Source organism: Pseudomonas sp. 102515, from assembly GCF_031085165.1.
Taxonomy (GTDB): Bacteria; Pseudomonadota; Gammaproteobacteria; order Pseudomonadales; family Pseudomonadaceae; genus Chryseomonas.
Genome location: NZ_JAVHTY010000002.1, coordinates 31,789 through 47,733, shown reverse-complemented (window position 1 = coordinate 47,733; position 15,945 = coordinate 31,789). Strand labels below are relative to the sequence as shown.

The following is a 15,945-nucleotide window of genomic DNA, read 5'->3' as shown; positions in this document are numbered from 1 at the left end:
GGTGTTCCATGACCCTGTTGCTCACCGGCTTCGCGCCCTTCGGCGGCGAGGCCCTCAACCCCTCCTGGGAGGCCGCGCGCCGGCTGGACGGAGAGCGCCTCGGCGACCTGCCGGTGGTCGCGGCGCAGCTGCCGACCGAATTCGGCGCCGCGCTCAGGACGCTGGATGAACTGCTCGACCGCCATCGCCCGACCCTGGTGGTGGCGGTCGGCCAGGCCGGCGGGCGTGCCGAACTGTCGCTGGAACGCATCGCCATCAACGTCGACGATGCCCGCATCCCCGATAACGCCGGTCGCCAGCCCATCGACGAACCGGTGGTGGCCGGCGGCCCCGCGGCCTATTTCAGCACCCTGCCGATCAAGGCCATGACCCGAGTCCTGCGCGACGCCGGCATCCCCGCGGCGGTGTCCCAGACCGCCGGTACCTTCGTCTGCAACCACGTCTTCTACGGCCTGCTGCATCGCCTGCAGGGCACCGGGGTACGCGGCGGCTTTATCCATATCCCCTACCTGCCGGCCCAGGCCGCACACCAGCCCGGGGTGCCGTCCATGGCCCTGGAGACCCTGGTCGCCGGCCTGCGCCTGGCGCTCGCCTGCGCGGCGACCACCCAGGCGGACCTGCGCGAGGGCGGCGGCCAACTGGACTGACGCCCGCAGGCGATGCGGCGGAGGACCACCCGGTCCGCCTGGCCTACAATGCGCCCTCCGCTGCCGCTGCGATTAGCCCATGTCCACCCTGCTTGCCGACTGGCGTCATCCCCTGCTGCATCGCCGCGTCTGGGCCCTGGCCGCGCCGATGATCCTGTCCAATCTCAGCGTGCCGCTGGTGACCCTGGTCGACAGCGCCATCGCCGGCCATCTGCCGGAAGCCCGCCAGCTCGCCGCGGTGGCCATGGGCGGCGCCTGCTACACTGCCCTGCTCGGCATCCTCGGCTTCCTGCGCATGGGCACCACTGGCTTCGCCGCCCAGGCCAGCGGGCGCCGTGACGGGGCGGCCCTGCGCCAGATCCTCTTGCAGGCCGCCCTGCTGGGACTGGGCCTGTCGGTACTCCTGCTGCTGGCCGCCAGCCTGGCGCTGGAACCGCTGCTCGCCTGGCTCGGCCTGGATCCCGCCTTCGCCGACCTGGCCGCGCGCTTCCTGCACCTGCGCCTGCTCGGCCTGCCCGCGGCGCTGCTCAGCTACGCGGTGATCGGCTGGCTGCTCGGCACCCAGGATGCACGCACACCGCTGGTGCTGCTGCTCACCACCAATGCCCTGAACCTGCTGCTGGTGACCGGCTTCGTGCTCGGCCTCGGCGCCGGGGTGCAGGGCATCGCCCTGGCTTCGGTCCTGGCGGAATGGAGCGGCATGCTGCTCGGCCTCTGGCTGGTGCTGCGTCGCCTGCGGCGGTGGCCCGGCCGGATCGACCGTCTGGCGCTGCGCCAGCTCGCCAGCTGGCGGCCGCTGCTGGCGGTGAATCGCGATATCTTCATCCGCTCCCTGGCGCTGCAGGCGGTGTTCCTGCTGTTCGCCGCCCAGGGCGCCCAGTTGGGCGAGACCACGGTGGCGGTCAACGCCCTGCTGCTCAATGGCCTGCTGGTCACCGCCTTCGCCCTCGACGGCCTCGCCCATGCCGTGGAGGCCCTGGCCGGCCACGCCCTGGGCGCGCGCGAGGGCGCCACCCTGCGCCGGGTGCTGGTGATCGCCGGCGGCTGGTCGCTGCTGGCCAGCCTCGGCTTCGCCCTGGCCTTCGCCCTGGGCGGCGATCTCTTCGTCGCCCTGCAGAGCGACATCGCCGCAGTACGCCAGGCCGCTCACACCTATCTACCCTATCTCGCCGTGCTGCCGCTGATCGCCATGGTCAGCTACCTGCTGGACGGCCTCTTCATCGGCGCCACCCGCGCCCGGGAGATGCGCAACTCGATGCTGCTGGCCCTGCTGCTGGCGCTGCCGCTCGGCGGCTTGCTGCGTGGCCTCGGCAATCACGGCCTGTGGCTGGCCTTTCTCGCCTTCATGGCGCTGCGCGGCCTGATCTCCGCGCTGCTCGCCTGGCGCCTGGCCCGGCGCGAAGGCTGGCTCACGGACAACGGCAGCGGCTGATCCTGCGGAACCGCAGGGTCGGCACCTCCCTCAAAGTCGGACATCCCCCTGCCGAGAGCGCTGCCATGAGCGAAGACACCCGCGATCAGGAACCCCTGGACACCCCCGCTGACGGCGACGACGTCCCCGAGCACCAGAAGCCGGAAAACCTGGAAAAGCTCAAGGATTACGGCAAGGACCAGATCCCGCCCGGCATCGCCTGACGCCAACCCTGAACCCCTCGACAAAAGCCGTCGACAGCGGTGGCAAAGCCCCGGCGGAGCTTCTAGCATCCGTCGGGTTGAGTGGGCCTGCAGGCCTTCGTGAAGGGAATCCGGATCACCATGACCGTCAGGTCCTACCTGTCGCCTCTCCTTGCGCCTCTGTTGGCGCTGCTGGTGCTCGTCCCCGCACCGGCCCGGGCCGTGGACGGCTACGCCGGGATCGCCTTCGGCACCGACCAGAAAGCCTTTCTGGCGAAAAAGCTCTGCACCTTCCAGCCGCGCAAGCTCGACGTGGTCGGCGTCGAATATTTCGAATGCGCTGACCTGACCTTCGCCGGTGAAAAGGTCGAGGCCGGCGCCTTCTTCATCGATGGCCGCTTCCTGCGTCTATCCATCGTCACGCCCTTGGCCCAGTCCTTCCTGATCGCCGAAGGCCTCACCCAGAAGTACGGCAAACCCTCCTCCCAGTCGTCGGCCGCCGCCTTCGAGCGCCTGACCCAGGACGACGACGCCCAAGCCTATCTGGCCTTCGATCACGACACCGTCGTCTACAAATTCAGCGCCCAGGCGGCACGCAGGAAACAGGTCCTGCTGATCTACACCTCGCCACGCTACGAACCCCTGCTCAAGGAGAAGCAGCTGCAGTTCGTCAAAGACTCACTTTAAACATCCGGTTACAGCTCGTCGGACAATCGCCCCTCGAGCGGCCAAAGTGTCGCCCCGTTCACGCATGGCCGGAAACAAGCCATGAACAATGGCAGATAGCCATGGTCAGAACGCGGGCAAGGAGCCCCTTCCTGTAACCGGCTACTTACGGACGTCGTTCCTTCGGGAGTCCTACCATGACCGAACCTGTCGCGATGCGCGCCTTGGCGCCGCAGCGTCCATGCTTTCGTTTGCCCCCAGCGCTTGGCTTTAGCGGCACAGGTTCTCTTTTGAAAAGGATCATTCAATGAACACTCGCAATCTCTGGGTCGACTATGCCAAGGCCATTGGCATCGTGCTGGTCGTCTATGGCCATGTCGTCCGCGGCCTGCTCAACGCCGGCATTCTCCAGGACGCCGACTTCCACGGCCTGGTGGACAGCGTCATCTACAGCTTCCACATGCCGCTGTTCTTCTTCCTGTCCGGCCTGTTCTTCTACAACTCCTTCGTCAAGCGCGGCACCGGCGGCCTGCTGGTGAACAAGATCGATACCATCGTCTATCCCTTCCTGGTCTGGTCGCTGCTGCAGGGCTCGGTGGAGGCGCTGATGTCGCGCTACACCAATGGCGGCGTCAGCTTCAGCGAAGTCCTGACGGTCTGGGAGCCACGCCAGCAATTCTGGTTCCTCTATGCCCTGTTCCTGGTGTTCTGCTTGGCCATGCTCGCCTATCGCTGGGCCAAGCCGCTGGCCTTCTTCGCCGTGTTCGCCTTTGGCGCCCTGGTCTATCTGTTCCAGAACGCCGGCCCGGAAGACTTCTTCTTTACCTTTACCGCGCAGAACTTCGTGTTCTTCGCCTTCGGCGTCTGGTTCAACAACTTCAAGCAGGCCATCGAGGAACAGGCCAGCCGGGTGATGCTGGGCTCGGGCCTGCTGTTCGTGGTGCTGGAGTACTGGTTCCACGGCCTGCTGGGCCTGGTCTACACCGATCGCGGCCTGGCCACCCTGGTTCTGGCGCTGAACGGCATCGTCTTCGTCAGCGCCACCTGCATGGTGCTGGCGCAGCGGCCGCTGCAGTGGGTGCTGACCCTGGGGGCGCTGTCCATGCCCATCTATGTGATGCACGTGCTGAGCGGCAGCGGTGCCCGCATCGTGCTGAGCAAGGGCCTGCACATCAACGACGGCCTGCTGCACATCGTCGCGGGCTGTGCCTTCGGCATCCTGGTGCCAGTGGCCATCGCCAAGCTGCTGGAAGCCCGCGGCATCAACGGTCTGTTCGAGGCGCCGGCGTGGATCTCCGCCCGGCGGTGGCTTCGGCCCAAGGCTGAAACCCCCCGTCCCGCCGTCTGAGTGATGGGTCCGGCCAGGGTGCCCCGCGCCCCGGTCAGATCAAAAGAGCCTCTCGGCACCACAGCAGGCCCATAAAAAAGCCCGCTACCAGTCACCTGGTAGCGGGCTTTTTGTCGGCTGGGCCTTGAGGCCTCAACCCTTGACGTGGATCACTGGCTGGCCAGCACCTGGCCGTTCTTCACTTCCAGTTGCTTGCCCGGCTCGTGGTCCATGCGAACCTGGCCGATCTTGCCATCCAGCAGGTACTTGACGTCATAGCCGACCACCTGGTCTTTGCTGTCGGTGACCGTGCTGCAGCGGGTCTGAGTGGTGGTGTAGGTGTCGCGGCTCTGCATGTATTCCTGACCCTTGTTGCCGGCGTAACCACCGCCCACGGCACCGGCGATGGTCGCCAGGGTCTTGCCGCTGCCGTTGCCGACCTGGTTGCCCAGCAGACCGCCGACGACCGCGCCTACGGCGGTCCCGGCGATCTGGTGTTGGTCCTGAACAGGTCGACGATGAGTTACCGCGACCTCCTTGCAGACTTCGCGCGGGGTCTTGACCGTTTCCTTGACCGGCTGGACGGCGACGACCTCGGCGTACTGAGGCCCGCGGTCGACGAAACTGTACGCCACGGCGCCACCTGCGGTGGCGACGACGACTCCCAGAACCGTACCTACGAGCATCGACTTGTTCACTACAACCTCCTGACTACTCTGTCATAGCGGGCACATGGCCCTTTGCCATGCCTGGGACATCAGGGACGCTCGTCGAGTTCCTTGGCTTGCGGGGGAATCAGATCCTCGCTCTTCAGGTCCAGCCAGATCAGCACCACGTTGGCGATATAGATCGACGAGTAGGTCCCGGCCAGCACGCCGATGAACAGCGCCAGCGAGAAGCCGAACAGGTTGTCGCCGCCAAAGAACAGCAGCGCCGCCACGGCCAGCAGGGTCGAGATCGAGGTCGCCAGGGTGCGCAGCAGGGTCTGGGTGGTCGAGACGTTGATGTTCTCGATCAGACTGGCCTTGCGCAACACCCGGAAGTTCTCCCGCACCCGGTCGAACACCACGATGGTGTCGTTGAGCGAGTAGCCGATGATCGCCAGGACCGCCGCCAGCACCGTCAGATCGAAGGTGATCTGGAAGAACGACAGCAGGCCCAGGGTCACCACCACGTCGTGCACCAGCGAAAGGATGGCGCCCACGGCGAACTTCCACTGGAAGCGGAAGGCCACGTAGACCAGGACGCTGCCCAGGGCCAGCAGCATGCCCAGGCCACCCTGGTCACGCAGTTCCTCGCCCACCTGCGGACCGACGAACTCGGTACGGGTCAGGGAGAAGCGCTCGGTGCTCGCCTGCTGCAGCGCGCCGGTCACCTGCTGGCCCAGCTGAGGGTTGTCACCCGGCATCCGTACCAGCACGTCGGTGGTGGCGCCGAAACTCTGCACCACCGCCTCTCCGAAGCCGGCGCCCTGCAGTTGCTGACGGATCTTGCCGAGATCGGCCGGCTGCTCGTAGCGCAGCTCGATCAGGGTACCGCCGGTGAAATCCAGGCCGAAGTTCAGCCCCTTGTAGAACCAGCTGAACAGCGCCAGAACGGTCAGGAGCGCGGTAACGGCGAACGCGATATTGCGTACGCCCATGAAGTTGATGGTCTTTTTCATCGGCGCGTCCTCAAATCCACAGCTTCTTGACGTTCCGGCCGCCATAAATCAGGTTGACCATGGCACGGGTCACGAAGATGGCGGTGAACAGGGAGGTGAAGATACCCAGCGACATGGTCACGGCGAAGCCCTTGACCGGCCCGGTGCCCATGGCGAACAGGATGGCGCCCACCAGCAGGGTCGTCAGGTTGGAGTCCAGGATCGCCGTGAAGGCACGACTGAAGCCTTCGTGGATGGCGCGCTGGATCGGCATGCCGTTGGCGATCTCTTCGCGGATCCGCGAGAAGATCAGCACGTTGGCGTCCACCGCCTGGCCCATGGTCAGGACGATACCGGCGATACCCGGCAAGGTCAGGGTGGCATGCAGGATCGACATCAAGGCCATCAGCAGCACCATGTTGAAGCCCAGGGCGATGGTCGCCAGCAGACCGAAGAAGCGGTAGATGGCGATCAGGAACAGCGAGACGAAGACCATGCCCCACAGCGAGGCATCGATGCCCTTCTCGATGTTGTCGGCGCCCAGGCTCGGGCCAAGGGTGCGTTCTTCGGCGAAGTACATAGGCGCGGCCAGACCACCGGCACGCAGCAGCAACGCCAGTTCCGAGGCCTCGCCCGAACCGTTCAGGCCGGTGATGCGGAAGCTGTTGCCCAGGGCCGACTGAATGGTCGCCAGGCTGATGATGCGCCGCTCTTCCTCGAAGCCGGGCACCGCCACTTCCTTCTGCACCCCGTCCACGGTCTGGGTGGTGTAGCGGGTGACCGGACGCTGCTCGATGAACACCACGGCCATGCTGCGGCCGACGTTGCTGCGGGTAGCGCGGTTGATCAGGTCGCCGCCGTGGCCATCCAGGCGGATGTTGACCTGGGGCCGGCCGTTCTCGTCGAAGCTGGCCGAGGCGTCGGTGACCTGGTCACCGGTGATGATGACGTTACGTTCCAGCGGTACCGCCGGACGACCGGGCTCGCGGAATTCGAAGCTCTCGGTGGAGGCGCGCGGGGTGTCCGCGGTGGCGGCCAGGCGGAATTCCAGGTTGGCGGTCTTGCCGAGGATGCGCTTGGCTTCGGCGGTATCCTGCACGCCCGGCAGCTCGACCACGATGCGGTCGGCGCCCTGGCGCTGCACCAGCGGCTCGGCCACGCCCAGTTCGTTGACCCGGTTGCGCACCGTGGTCAGGTTCTGGGTGACGGCATAGTTGCGGATCTCGCGCAGCTTGGCCTCGGTCAGCTGCAGACGCAGCACCTGCAGGTCGCCACGGGTATCGGTGGTCAGCTCGAAATCGGTGTAGTTCTTGCGGATCAGGCTCTGCGCCTGCTGCAGGTCGGCGGCGTCGGTGAAGCCGAGCTGCAGGGCACCGTTCTGGTCGGGCATGCTGCGATAGCGCACCTTCTCGCGACGCAGCAGGGTCTTGACCTCGTTGTCATAGACCTTCAGGCGCGCATCGACGGCCTTGTCCATGTCAACCGCCAGCAGGAAGTGCACACCGCCGGACAGGTCCAGGCCGAGCTTCATGGGGCTGGCGCCCAGCTTGCGCAGCCACTGCGGCGTGGTGGGCGCCAGGTTCAGCGCCACCACGAAGTCGTCGCCGAGGGTGCGGCGGACCACTTCCTGGGCCGGCAGCTGATCGTCGGCGCGCGCCAGGCGGATCAGCACCCGGCTGCCGCTCTCGTTGACGTCGCTGGATTTCACGGCGAGTTGCGCCTGCGCCAGAGCCGCGTTCACCCGCTGCACATCGGCAGGGGTCACCGCGCGTTCGGTGCTGGAAGCGCTGATCTGCAGGGCCGGATCGTCGGGGTACAGATTAGGAACCGAATAGATGGCGCCCACGACCAGTACGGCCAGGATCAGCAGGTACTTCCAGAGGGGATATTTGTTGAGCATGACACCGCCCGAGATAAAGGCGGGGCGCCTTGCGCGCCCCGGTGTTAGCTAGAGTGAGGAAGGCTCAGAGGGCCTTCAGGGTGCCCTTCGGCAGGGTCGCGGCGATGGCGCCCTTCTGGAACTTGAGTTCGACGTTGTCGGACACTTCCAGTACCACGAACTCGTCGGTGACCTTGTTGATACGGCCGGCGATACCACCGGTGGTCACCACTTCGTCACCCTTCTGCAAGCCGCCGATCAGGTTCTTGTGATCCTTGGTGCGCTTGGCCTGGGGACGCCAGATCAGGAAATAGAAGATCACCACGAAGCCGATCAGGAAGATGAACTGAATGTATTCACCCCCCGGTGCGGCGTTGGCGGCCGGCGCGGCAGCTTCCTGGGCCTGGGCCGTGGAAATCAGAAAACTCATTGCACTACTCCTTGCAGAGTTGGATGACGGAAAAAGAAGAGATGCCGGGGGTCGCTCGCCGCCGGTTCGACCGCCTCGGGACCCCGCTCACGCACCCGGCGAAGGACGCGCGAGCGCCGTTTCGCCTGAACGATCGGACAGGGGCTTTCAGCGGTCGAGCGGCGGCGTAGGCAGGCCGCGCCGAGCATAGAAGGCGTCCACAAAGTCGGCCAATTTACCCTCTTGGATAGCCTGGCGCAAACCGGCCATCACGCGCTGGTAATACCGCAGGTTGTGGATCGTATTCAGCATACTCCCCAGCATTTCCCCGCATTTATCCAGATGGTGCAGATAGGCCCGGGAGAAATGTTTGCAGGTGTAACAGTCGCAGGTGGGATCCAGCGCCGTCTCGTCGTGACGGTGTACGGCGTTGCGCAGCTTGAGCACGCCGGTGTCAATGAACAGATGGCCGTTGCGGGCGTTGCGGGTGGGCATCACGCAGTCGAACATGTCGACGCCACGGCGCACGCCTTCCACCAGGTCTTCCGGCTTGCCCACGCCCATCAGGTAGCGCGGCTTGTCCGCCGGCAGGTGCGGTGGCAGGAAGTCCAGCACCCGGATCATCTCTTCCTTGGGTTCGCCCACCGACAGGCCGCCGATGGCGTAGCCGTCGAAGCCGATGCCTTCCAGCCCCTCCAGGGACCTCAGGCGCAGCTCTTCGTGCATGCCGCCCTGGACGATGCCGAACAGCGCCGAAGGGTTGTCGCCATGGGCCTCGCGGGAGCGCTTGGCCCAGCGCAGCGACAGCTCCATGGAGCGACGCGCGGTGTCGAAGTCCGCCGGATAAGGCGTGCACTCGTCGAAGATCATTACGATGTCCGAGCCCAGGGCACGTTGCACCGCCATGGACTCCTCGGGGCCCATGAAGACCTTGGCGCCGTCCACCGGCGAGGCGAAGTAGACGCCCTCTTCCTTGATCTTGCGCAGCGCGCCCAGGCTGAACACCTGGAAGCCGCCGGAATCGGTGAGGATCGGCCCCTGCCATTGCATGAAGTCGTGTAGGTCGCCGTGGCGCTGGATCACCTCGGTCCCCGGGCGCAGCCAGAGGTGGAAGGTGTTGCCGAGGATGATCTGGGCACCGATGTCGGCGACGCTGTCGGGCAGCATGCCCTTGACCGTGCCGTAGGTACCGACCGGCATGAAGGCCGGGGTCTCGACCACGCCGCGGGGAAAGGTCAGGCGACCGCGACGGGCCTTGCCCTCGGTGGCCAGCAGTTCGAAATTCATGAAACTCATATCAGCTCTCCGGGCCCTGGGCCCCGGGATTGCGGGTGATGAACATGGCGTCGCCATAACTGAAGAAGCGATAGCCCTCGGCCACGGCCGTCGCATAGGCGGCCATGGTCTCGCGGTAACCGGCGAAGGCCGACACCAGCATCAGCAGGGTCGACTCGGGCAGGTGGAAGTTGGTCACCAGCGCATCGACCACGTGGAAGGGCCGACCGGGATAGAGAAAGATGTCCGTCTCCCCGGCGAAGGCCTTGAGCTCACCGTCACGGGCGGCGCTTTCCAGCGAACGCACGCTGGTGGTGCCGACGGCGATCACCCGACCACCCCGGGCGCGGCAGGTGGCCACGGCGTTCACCACGGCCTGGTCGACCTGCAGCCACTCGCGGTGCATGTGGTGATCCTCGATGCGCTCGACCCGCACCGGCTGGAAGGTGCCGGCACCGACGTGCAGGGTGACGAAGGCGGTCGCCACGCCCTTGGCGCGGATGGCGTCCAGCAGCGGCTCGTCGAAGTGCAGCCCGGCGGTGGGCGCGGCCACGGCGCCGGCATTGCGCGCATAGACGGTCTGGTAGCGCTCGCGATCCTCGGCTTCGTCGGGCCGGTCGATATAGGGCGGCAGCGGCATGTGACCGACCCGCTCCAGCAGCGGCAGCACCGGCTCCGCGAATTTCAATTCGAACAGCGCCTCGTGGCGCGCCACCATCTCGGCCTCGGCACCGCCGTCGATGAGGATGCGGCTGCCCGGCTTGGGCGACTTGCTGGACCGCACATGGGCCAGCACCCGCTCTTCGTCCAGCACCCGCTCCACCAGGATCTCCAGCTTGCCGCCACTGGCCTTCTGGCCGAACAGCCGCGCCGGAATCACCCGGGTGTCGTTGAACACCATCAGGTCGCCCGGCTGCAGATAGCCCAGCAGATCGGCGAAGTGGCGATGGCTCAGCTCACCGCTGGGGCCGTCGAGCACCAGCAATCGACTGCCGCGGCGCTCGGCCAGCGGATGACGGGCGATGAGGGATTCGGGGAGGTCGAAATGGAAGTCGGCGACGTGCATGGCAGGTAGATCTCGAAAGGCCGCACAGCTTACCGGAAGCGGCCTTTTTCACCAACGCACTTTGGATTGACCGGGCCTGCGTGCATCCCTATACTCCGCCGCCATTGCCCCGGTGGCGGAACCGGTAGACGCGGCGGATTCAAAATCCGTTTCCGAAAGGAGTGGGAGTTCGAGTCTCCCCCGGGGCACCAAGCTGTACTTTCCAGTCATTCCCTGTGTTGCCTGGAAGCCGAAGAAACCGCCCCTTGAGGCGGTTTTTTTGTGCCTGGTGCGCCTGGTCGCGGCCTCGATACGAGCCTCAATCCACGATGAATAATCTGGCGCCAGTCGCGGTAGAGGATCTGTGAGCCTCTGCATTGTCGGCCACCTGATAGCTCATGCCGGCGGTCAAGGTGAAGACGCGACCATCGACCAGCTCGGTATCCAGTCGACCATCCAGGCAAAGTAGGATGTGTCCCTTGCCACACCAGTGATCGGCAAGGTAACCCTCACTGTACTCGACCATGCGGACTCGTATTGCCCCAAACTGGCAGGTCCGCCAAAGAGCCGAGCCGGTCATTCCCGCATGGACTACAGGTTCGATTTTCGACCAATCAGTGATTCCGAATGGGAACGCTACCGGTAGGCTGGCATTCTCGATTTGCTTATCGAAGGCTAGGTATGAGGCGAACCGCACCGCTGCTGATCGTCCTGCTGCTCGGACTGCAAGGCTGCGCCGTGCAGCAACCGGCCCAGCCGGCCGGTGCAGGTATCGACCTGAGTCGCTCGCCCAGCTGGACCCTGCAGGCCCGGTTACACAGCGCCCTCTATGGCTGCGAGTTGCTGGTACTGCATGGCAACAACGCCCGCCTGGCGGGCGAGCAGGGGCGCCTGGCGGACTTTCGCCGGCGCCTGAGCCGCTGCCAGATCCAGGCCGCTGACGAAGAGACGCATGCCGCGGGCCAATTACCCGCCGGCCAGGATCGACTGCTGCGCAATGCGCAGAAAGCCTATCTGGCCGCCTGGCAGAGCTATCTGGCCGGGCTCACCATCGATCGCCCGGCCGACTTGCAGCAGAAGCAGTCTTATCTTGAGGCGCGGTCAGCGCTGCTCGACGTGGCGACGGAAGCGCCCGGACATCCGCGCTGAGCCTCCGAGACGACCGGATAGCCAGCTGACCACCGGCAGCTGAAACGCAGGGGCAAAGCATGCAATAGTAAGACATCGATACGGACGCGAGATCTTGCGCATGGAAACGCTCTCCCCCCTCTCCCAGGTCGCGGTCAAGGACCTGGAAACAGCCCAGCCCCCCGCCCGCTTCTCCCCGGCCTTCATCGAGCGGCTGCTCTCGCGTTGCGAGACGCGCATGGACGAGATGGAAACCTGCCCCGACATGAGTACGGATCTGCGCCTGATCCACATGCAGAACGTCGATCTGCTGGTGCGTACCGTGGTGGGCGAATGCCGCCACCGGGATCAGATCCGCCGTGTGCAGCGGATCCTGAACTTCTGCGAAGCGCACGCCGGCTGGTTGCAGCCGCAGCCGGCAGCGAGCAAGGGCGCCGCCTAGCGAGCGGCGCCGACGGGCGGCCCTAGCCGGCCCGTCGCAGCAACAGTATCCCGGCCACGGCGCAGAGCAGCGCCGGTGCCAGCACGGCCAGCAGCGGCGAGAAGCCGAACACCAGGCTGGATGGCCCCAGCAGATCCTGGAAGATCCGCAGGGCGAAGCCGATGATCACGCCGGTGAAGATCCGCTGACCCAGGGTCACCGAGCGCAGCGGGCCGAAGATGAAGGAGATCGCCATCAGCACCAGGGCGGCGGTCACCAGCGGCTGGAAGATCTTCGACCAGAATGCCAGCCAGTAGCTCTTGTTGCTCAGCCCCTGATCGGCCAGGTAGTGGATGTACCACCACAGCCCGGAAATCGACAGCGCATCCGGCTCCATGATCACGGTGTCGAGCACCTGCGGCGTCAGCTCGACGTTCCAGATCACCCTGGGCTCCTGACGGATGCTGGTCTGGCGATTGCCGAAGTCGGTGATGCTGACGTTTTCCAGCTCCCAGTGATCGCCGCGATAGGTGCCGCGCTGGGCGAAGCTGGATTGCAGCAGGTGGCGATTGTCGTCGAATTCGTAGCGCGTCACGCCCAGCAGCAGGCCATTGGGCTGCACCGCGTTGACGTGGGTGTACTCGTGACCCTGACGATGCCAGAGGCCATGCCGCGAGCTCTGCGCCTTGCCGGCGCTCTGCGCCAGGGCGCGGCCGCTCTGCGCCAGGTTTTCCGACCAGGGCGCCACGTACTCGCCGACCAGGATGCCGGCGATGAGCAGCACGAACATCGGCTTCATCACCGCCCATACGATGCGCCCCAGGGAAACGCCGGCGGCGCGCATCACGATCAACTCGCTGCTGCTGGCCAGGGTGCCCAGGCCGATCAGGCAGCCGATGAGCGCGGCCATGGGCAGCATCTCGTAGGCGCGCCGCGGCGAGGTCAACAGGACGAACTTGAGCGCCTCGGCGACGCCGTAGTTGTCGTCGAAGTCGCCGAGCTGGTCGATGAAGGCGAACAGCAGGGCCAGACCGACGATCACGCCCAGCACCGCGAGGATGCTGACGAAGACGGTGCGCCCTATGTACCAGTCGAGCTTGTTCATGCCGCTACCTCCGGCTTGTGACCGCGCAGACGCGCCTTGAGCGGCTCCCAGAAGGCCAGCAGCAGGCCGAGCACCAGGAACAGCAGGTGCACGCCCCACAGGCCGATGGCCGGCGGCAGGCGGCCCTTGTCCAGGGCGCCGCGGGCGGCGATCAGCAGCGACAGATAGGCCATGTACAGCAGGATCGCCGGCAGCAGCTTGAGGAAGCGGCCCTGGCGCGGATTAACCTTGGCCAGGGGCACGGCGATGAGGGTCACGATGAACACCAGGATCGGCAGCGACAGCCGCCATTGCAGTTCGCCGCGATACTGCAGCTCGTTGCTGCGCATGAGTTCGCCAGTGGTGACGGCGTCACGCTCGCTGATGTCCTCGCTGACCGCGGGCTTGGGCAAGAGCACGCCATAGGTGTCGTACTGCACCGCGCGGTAGTCGGCCTGGCCCGGCACGCCGTCGTAGCGGAAGCCGTTCTGCAGGATCAGATAGCGACTGCCGTCCGGGTGGATTTCCTGCCGCCCGGTATCGGCCACCAGCACGCCCACGCCACGGTCCTTGCCGCCGGCGGTGGAGGTGTTGCGCTCGGAAATGAAGACCCCGCCCAGCTGGCTGCGATCCGCCGACAGGCGCTCGGTGTAGGTGACCCGCGAGTTGTCCCGCAGCGACTGGAAGCGGCCCGGCTCGAGGGTGTCGAACTCGGTCATGGCATCCTGCTGGTTGAGGATGGTGGTGACCTTCTGCACACCCAGGGGCGCCAGCGACAGGCTCAGCCAGGCGACCACCAGGGCCACCAGCGCGGCCGGGGCCATGCTGTAGGCCAGCAGGCGGCGCGGACTCAGGCCGGTGGCGGTGAGCACGGTCATCTCGCTGTCCAGGTACAGCCGGCCATAGGCCAGCAGGAAGCCGAGAAAGAGCCCCAGCGGCAGGATCAGCTGCAGGAAACCGGGGATGCGGTAGGCCATGATGAGCAGGAGCACACCCGGATCCAGCAGGCCCTGGGCCGCCTGGGCCAGGTACTTGATGAAGCGGCCGCTCATGATGATCACCAGCAGCACGGCACTGACCGCACCGAGGGTGGTGAGAACTTCTCGAGACAGATAGCGGAAGACGATCAAACAGGATTCTCCAGGGTTGTCAGGCTCTGGCGCGAACGCTCACACTAGCTCGGCTGCATGGCTTGCGTTGCAAGGCCCACCCGTTGAAGGCCGATCGCCGGGAAAGGCCCTGGCGAAAGCCCCGCATTATATCCTGCGAACTCATGTGTTTGTCTTGGGGAGCTTCTCCTAATGGAATTCGTCGTCAAAAACGCTCGTCCGGAAACCCTGAAAACCGCCACGCTGGTCGTGGCCGTCGGTGAAGGCGGCGCGCTCGACGCAGCGGCCAGCGCCGTGGATGCCGCCACCTCCGGCGCCCTGAGCGCGGCGGTCAAGCGCGGCGACATCGCCGGCAAGGCCGGCCAGACCCTGCTGCTGACCAATCTGCCCGGCCTCAAGGCCGAGCGCGTGCTGCTGGTGGGCAGCGGCGCCAGCGAAGGGCTGTCCGACCGCCAGTACCGCAAGCTGGCCAGCGGCGCCCTGGGCGTGCTCAAGAGCCTGGGCGGCAGCGACGCCGCCATCGCTCTCGGCGATGTGCCGGTCAAGAATCGCGACGGCTATGCCCGCCTGCGCCTGCTGGCCGAGACCCTGGCCGATGGCGACTACGTCTTCGATCGTTTCAAGAGCAAGAAGGCCGAGCCGCGGCCGCTGAAGAAGCTGACCCTGGTCACCACCAAGGCCTCCCAGCCGGAGGCCGAGCGTGCCCTGGCCCATGCCCTGGCGATCACCCACGGCACCGCCTACGCCAAGGACTTCGGCAACCTGCCGCCGAACGTCTGTAACCCGGTCTACGTGGCCGACCAGGCCAAGGCGCTGGGCAAGCAGTTCAAGGACGCCGGTCTCTCCGTCGAGGTCCTCGACGAGAAGAAGATGCGCGAATTGGGCATGGGCTCCTTCCTCGCCGTGGCCCAGGGCAGCGCCCAGCCGCCGCGCCTGGTGGTGCTGCAGTACAAGGGCGGGTCCAAGAATGCCCAGCCCTACACCCTGGTCGGCAAGGGCATCACCTTCGACACCGGCGGCATCAGCATCAAGCCGAGCGCCGGCATGGACGAGATGAAGTACGACATGTGCGGCGCCGCCAGCGTCCTGGGCACCTTCCGCGCCCTCATGGAGCTCAAGCCGGCGATCAACGTGGTGGGCCTGCTGGCCCTGGCCGAGAACATGCCCAGCGGCACCGCCACCCGCCCGGGCGACATCGTCACCAGCATGAGCGGCCAGACCATCGAGATCCTCAACACCGACGCCGAAGGCCGCCTGGTGCTGTGCGATACCCTCACCTACGCCGAGCGCTTCCAGCCCAAGGCGGTGATCGACATCGCCACCCTCACCGGCGCCTGCATCACCGCCCTGGGTTCGCTGGTCTCGGGCCTGATGGGCAACGACGATGCCCTGATCGACCAGGTCAAGCAGGCCGGCGATCGCGCCGACGACCGCGTCTGGCAACTGCCGCTGCACGACGAGTACCAGGAGCAGCTGGACAGCCCCTTCGCCGACATGGCCAACATCGGCGGCCCCAAGGCCGGCACCATCACCGCCGGCTGCTTCCTGGCGCGCTACGCCAAGGCCTATCCCTGGGTGCACCTGGACGTGGCCGGCACCGCCTGGATCAGCGGCGGCAAGGACAAGGCCGCCACCGGTCGTCCCGTCCCGCTGCTGGTGCAGTATCTACTCGACCGCACCGCCGAGGCCTAAGCCTCTG

Annotated in this window: 17 protein-coding genes and 1 tRNA gene; 9 read left to right on the top strand and 9 right to left on the bottom strand. The window is 66.0% G+C overall.

Annotated features, from left to right (window positions below; translation table 11 throughout):
- Positions 1 to 8: 8 nt before the first annotated feature.
- The 5 genes from pcp (at position 9) to RCF34_RS07220 (ending at position 4,275) form a co-directional block, all read left to right on the top strand.
- On the top strand, positions 9 to 647 hold the full coding sequence (gene pcp / locus RCF34_RS07240; RefSeq protein WP_308707574.1) for a pyroglutamyl-peptidase I: 639 nt from the start codon (positions 9 to 11) through the stop codon (positions 645 to 647).
- Between the two features lie 79 nt (positions 648 to 726).
- Complete coding sequence (locus RCF34_RS07235) at positions 727 to 2,079, top strand: MATE family efflux transporter (protein ID WP_308707573.1); 1,353 nt, start codon at positions 727 to 729, stop codon at positions 2,077 to 2,079.
- Positions 2,080 to 2,144: 65 nt separating this feature from the next.
- The gene (locus tag RCF34_RS07230; RefSeq protein WP_007159685.1) at positions 2,145 to 2,282 is read left to right on the top strand and encodes a hypothetical protein; all 138 of its coding nucleotides are present in this window, start codon (positions 2,145 to 2,147) and stop codon (positions 2,280 to 2,282) included.
- Between the two features lie 120 nt (positions 2,283 to 2,402).
- Positions 2,403 to 2,948: a hypothetical protein gene (locus RCF34_RS07225; protein ID WP_308707572.1), complete on the top strand. Its 546-nt coding sequence runs from the start codon at positions 2,403 to 2,405 to the stop codon at positions 2,946 to 2,948.
- 286 nt (positions 2,949 to 3,234) lie between these two features.
- The gene (locus tag RCF34_RS07220) at positions 3,235 to 4,275 is read left to right on the top strand and encodes an acyltransferase (protein WP_308707571.1); all 1,041 of its coding nucleotides are present in this window, start codon (positions 3,235 to 3,237) and stop codon (positions 4,273 to 4,275) included.
- A 149-nt stretch (positions 4,276 to 4,424) separates the two neighbouring features.
- On the opposite strand, the gene RCF34_RS07215 is transcribed toward RCF34_RS07220, so the two are convergent.
- The 6 genes from RCF34_RS07215 to queA all read right to left on the bottom strand — a co-directional run bounded on the left by RCF34_RS07215 (position 4,425) and on the right by queA (position 10,525).
- Positions 4,425 to 4,952 carry a glycine zipper 2TM domain-containing protein gene (locus tag RCF34_RS07215; RefSeq protein WP_308707569.1) on the bottom strand — a complete coding sequence of 176 codons (528 nt, stop codon included), beginning with the start codon at positions 4,950 to 4,952 and terminating at the stop codon, positions 4,425 to 4,427.
- A 59-nt stretch (positions 4,953 to 5,011) separates the two neighbouring features.
- Positions 5,012 to 5,917 (bottom strand): protein translocase subunit SecF, encoded by a 906-nt coding sequence (gene secF, locus RCF34_RS07210; RefSeq protein ID WP_308707568.1) that lies wholly within the window; start codon positions 5,915 to 5,917, stop codon positions 5,012 to 5,014.
- Positions 5,918 to 5,927: 10 nt separating this feature from the next.
- The gene (gene secD, locus RCF34_RS07205; RefSeq protein WP_308707567.1) at positions 5,928 to 7,796 is read right to left on the bottom strand and encodes a protein translocase subunit SecD; all 1,869 of its coding nucleotides are present in this window, start codon (positions 7,794 to 7,796) and stop codon (positions 5,928 to 5,930) included.
- 64 nt (positions 7,797 to 7,860) lie between these two features.
- Complete coding sequence (gene yajC, locus RCF34_RS07200) at positions 7,861 to 8,205, bottom strand: preprotein translocase subunit YajC (protein ID WP_007162951.1); 345 nt, start codon at positions 8,203 to 8,205, stop codon at positions 7,861 to 7,863.
- A 147-nt stretch (positions 8,206 to 8,352) separates the two neighbouring features.
- On the bottom strand, positions 8,353 to 9,471 hold the full coding sequence (tgt, locus tag RCF34_RS07195) for a tRNA guanosine(34) transglycosylase Tgt (protein WP_308708248.1): 1,119 nt from the start codon (positions 9,469 to 9,471) through the stop codon (positions 8,353 to 8,355).
- A 10-nt stretch (positions 9,472 to 9,481) separates the two neighbouring features.
- Positions 9,482 to 10,525 carry a tRNA preQ1(34) S-adenosylmethionine ribosyltransferase-isomerase QueA gene (gene queA / locus RCF34_RS07190; protein ID WP_308707566.1) on the bottom strand — a complete coding sequence of 348 codons (1,044 nt, stop codon included), beginning with the start codon at positions 10,523 to 10,525 and terminating at the stop codon, positions 9,482 to 9,484.
- A 106-nt stretch (positions 10,526 to 10,631) separates the two neighbouring features.
- Here queA and RCF34_RS07185 point away from each other — a divergent pair.
- Positions 10,632 to 10,716, top strand: a tRNA-Leu gene (locus tag RCF34_RS07185).
- A gap of 107 nt (positions 10,717 to 10,823) precedes the next feature.
- Here the strand turns inward: RCF34_RS07185 and RCF34_RS07180 are convergent.
- Positions 10,824 to 11,165, bottom strand: a complete 342-nt coding sequence (locus RCF34_RS07180) for a DHCW motif cupin fold protein (RefSeq protein WP_308708247.1) — start codon at positions 11,163 to 11,165, stop codon at positions 10,824 to 10,826.
- Positions 11,166 to 11,185: 20 nt separating this feature from the next.
- On the opposite strand from RCF34_RS07180, the gene RCF34_RS07175 reads away from it, so the two are divergent.
- Positions 11,186 to 11,653, top strand: a complete 468-nt coding sequence (locus tag RCF34_RS07175) for a hypothetical protein (protein ID WP_308707565.1) — start codon at positions 11,186 to 11,188, stop codon at positions 11,651 to 11,653.
- Between the two features lie 100 nt (positions 11,654 to 11,753).
- Positions 11,754 to 12,074, top strand: coding sequence for a hypothetical protein (locus tag RCF34_RS07170; RefSeq protein WP_308707564.1), 321 nt, complete (start codon positions 11,754 to 11,756; stop codon positions 12,072 to 12,074).
- A gap of 22 nt (positions 12,075 to 12,096) precedes the next feature.
- Here the strand turns inward: RCF34_RS07170 and lptG are convergent, their stop codons facing one another.
- Positions 12,097 to 13,158, bottom strand: a complete 1,062-nt coding sequence (gene lptG / locus RCF34_RS07165) for an LPS export ABC transporter permease LptG (protein ID WP_308707563.1) — start codon at positions 13,156 to 13,158, stop codon at positions 12,097 to 12,099.
- Complete coding sequence (gene lptF / locus RCF34_RS07160) at positions 13,155 to 14,267, bottom strand: LPS export ABC transporter permease LptF (protein WP_133863131.1); 1,113 nt, start codon at positions 14,265 to 14,267, stop codon at positions 13,155 to 13,157. The genes lptG and lptF overlap by 4 nt, the downstream gene beginning before the upstream one ends.
- Positions 14,268 to 14,438: 171 nt before the next feature.
- Between lptF and RCF34_RS07155 the strand changes: the two genes are divergently transcribed.
- Positions 14,439 to 15,938: a leucyl aminopeptidase gene (locus tag RCF34_RS07155; protein ID WP_308707562.1), complete on the top strand. Its 1,500-nt coding sequence runs from the start codon at positions 14,439 to 14,441 to the stop codon at positions 15,936 to 15,938.
- Positions 15,939 to 15,945 lie beyond the last annotated feature (7 nt).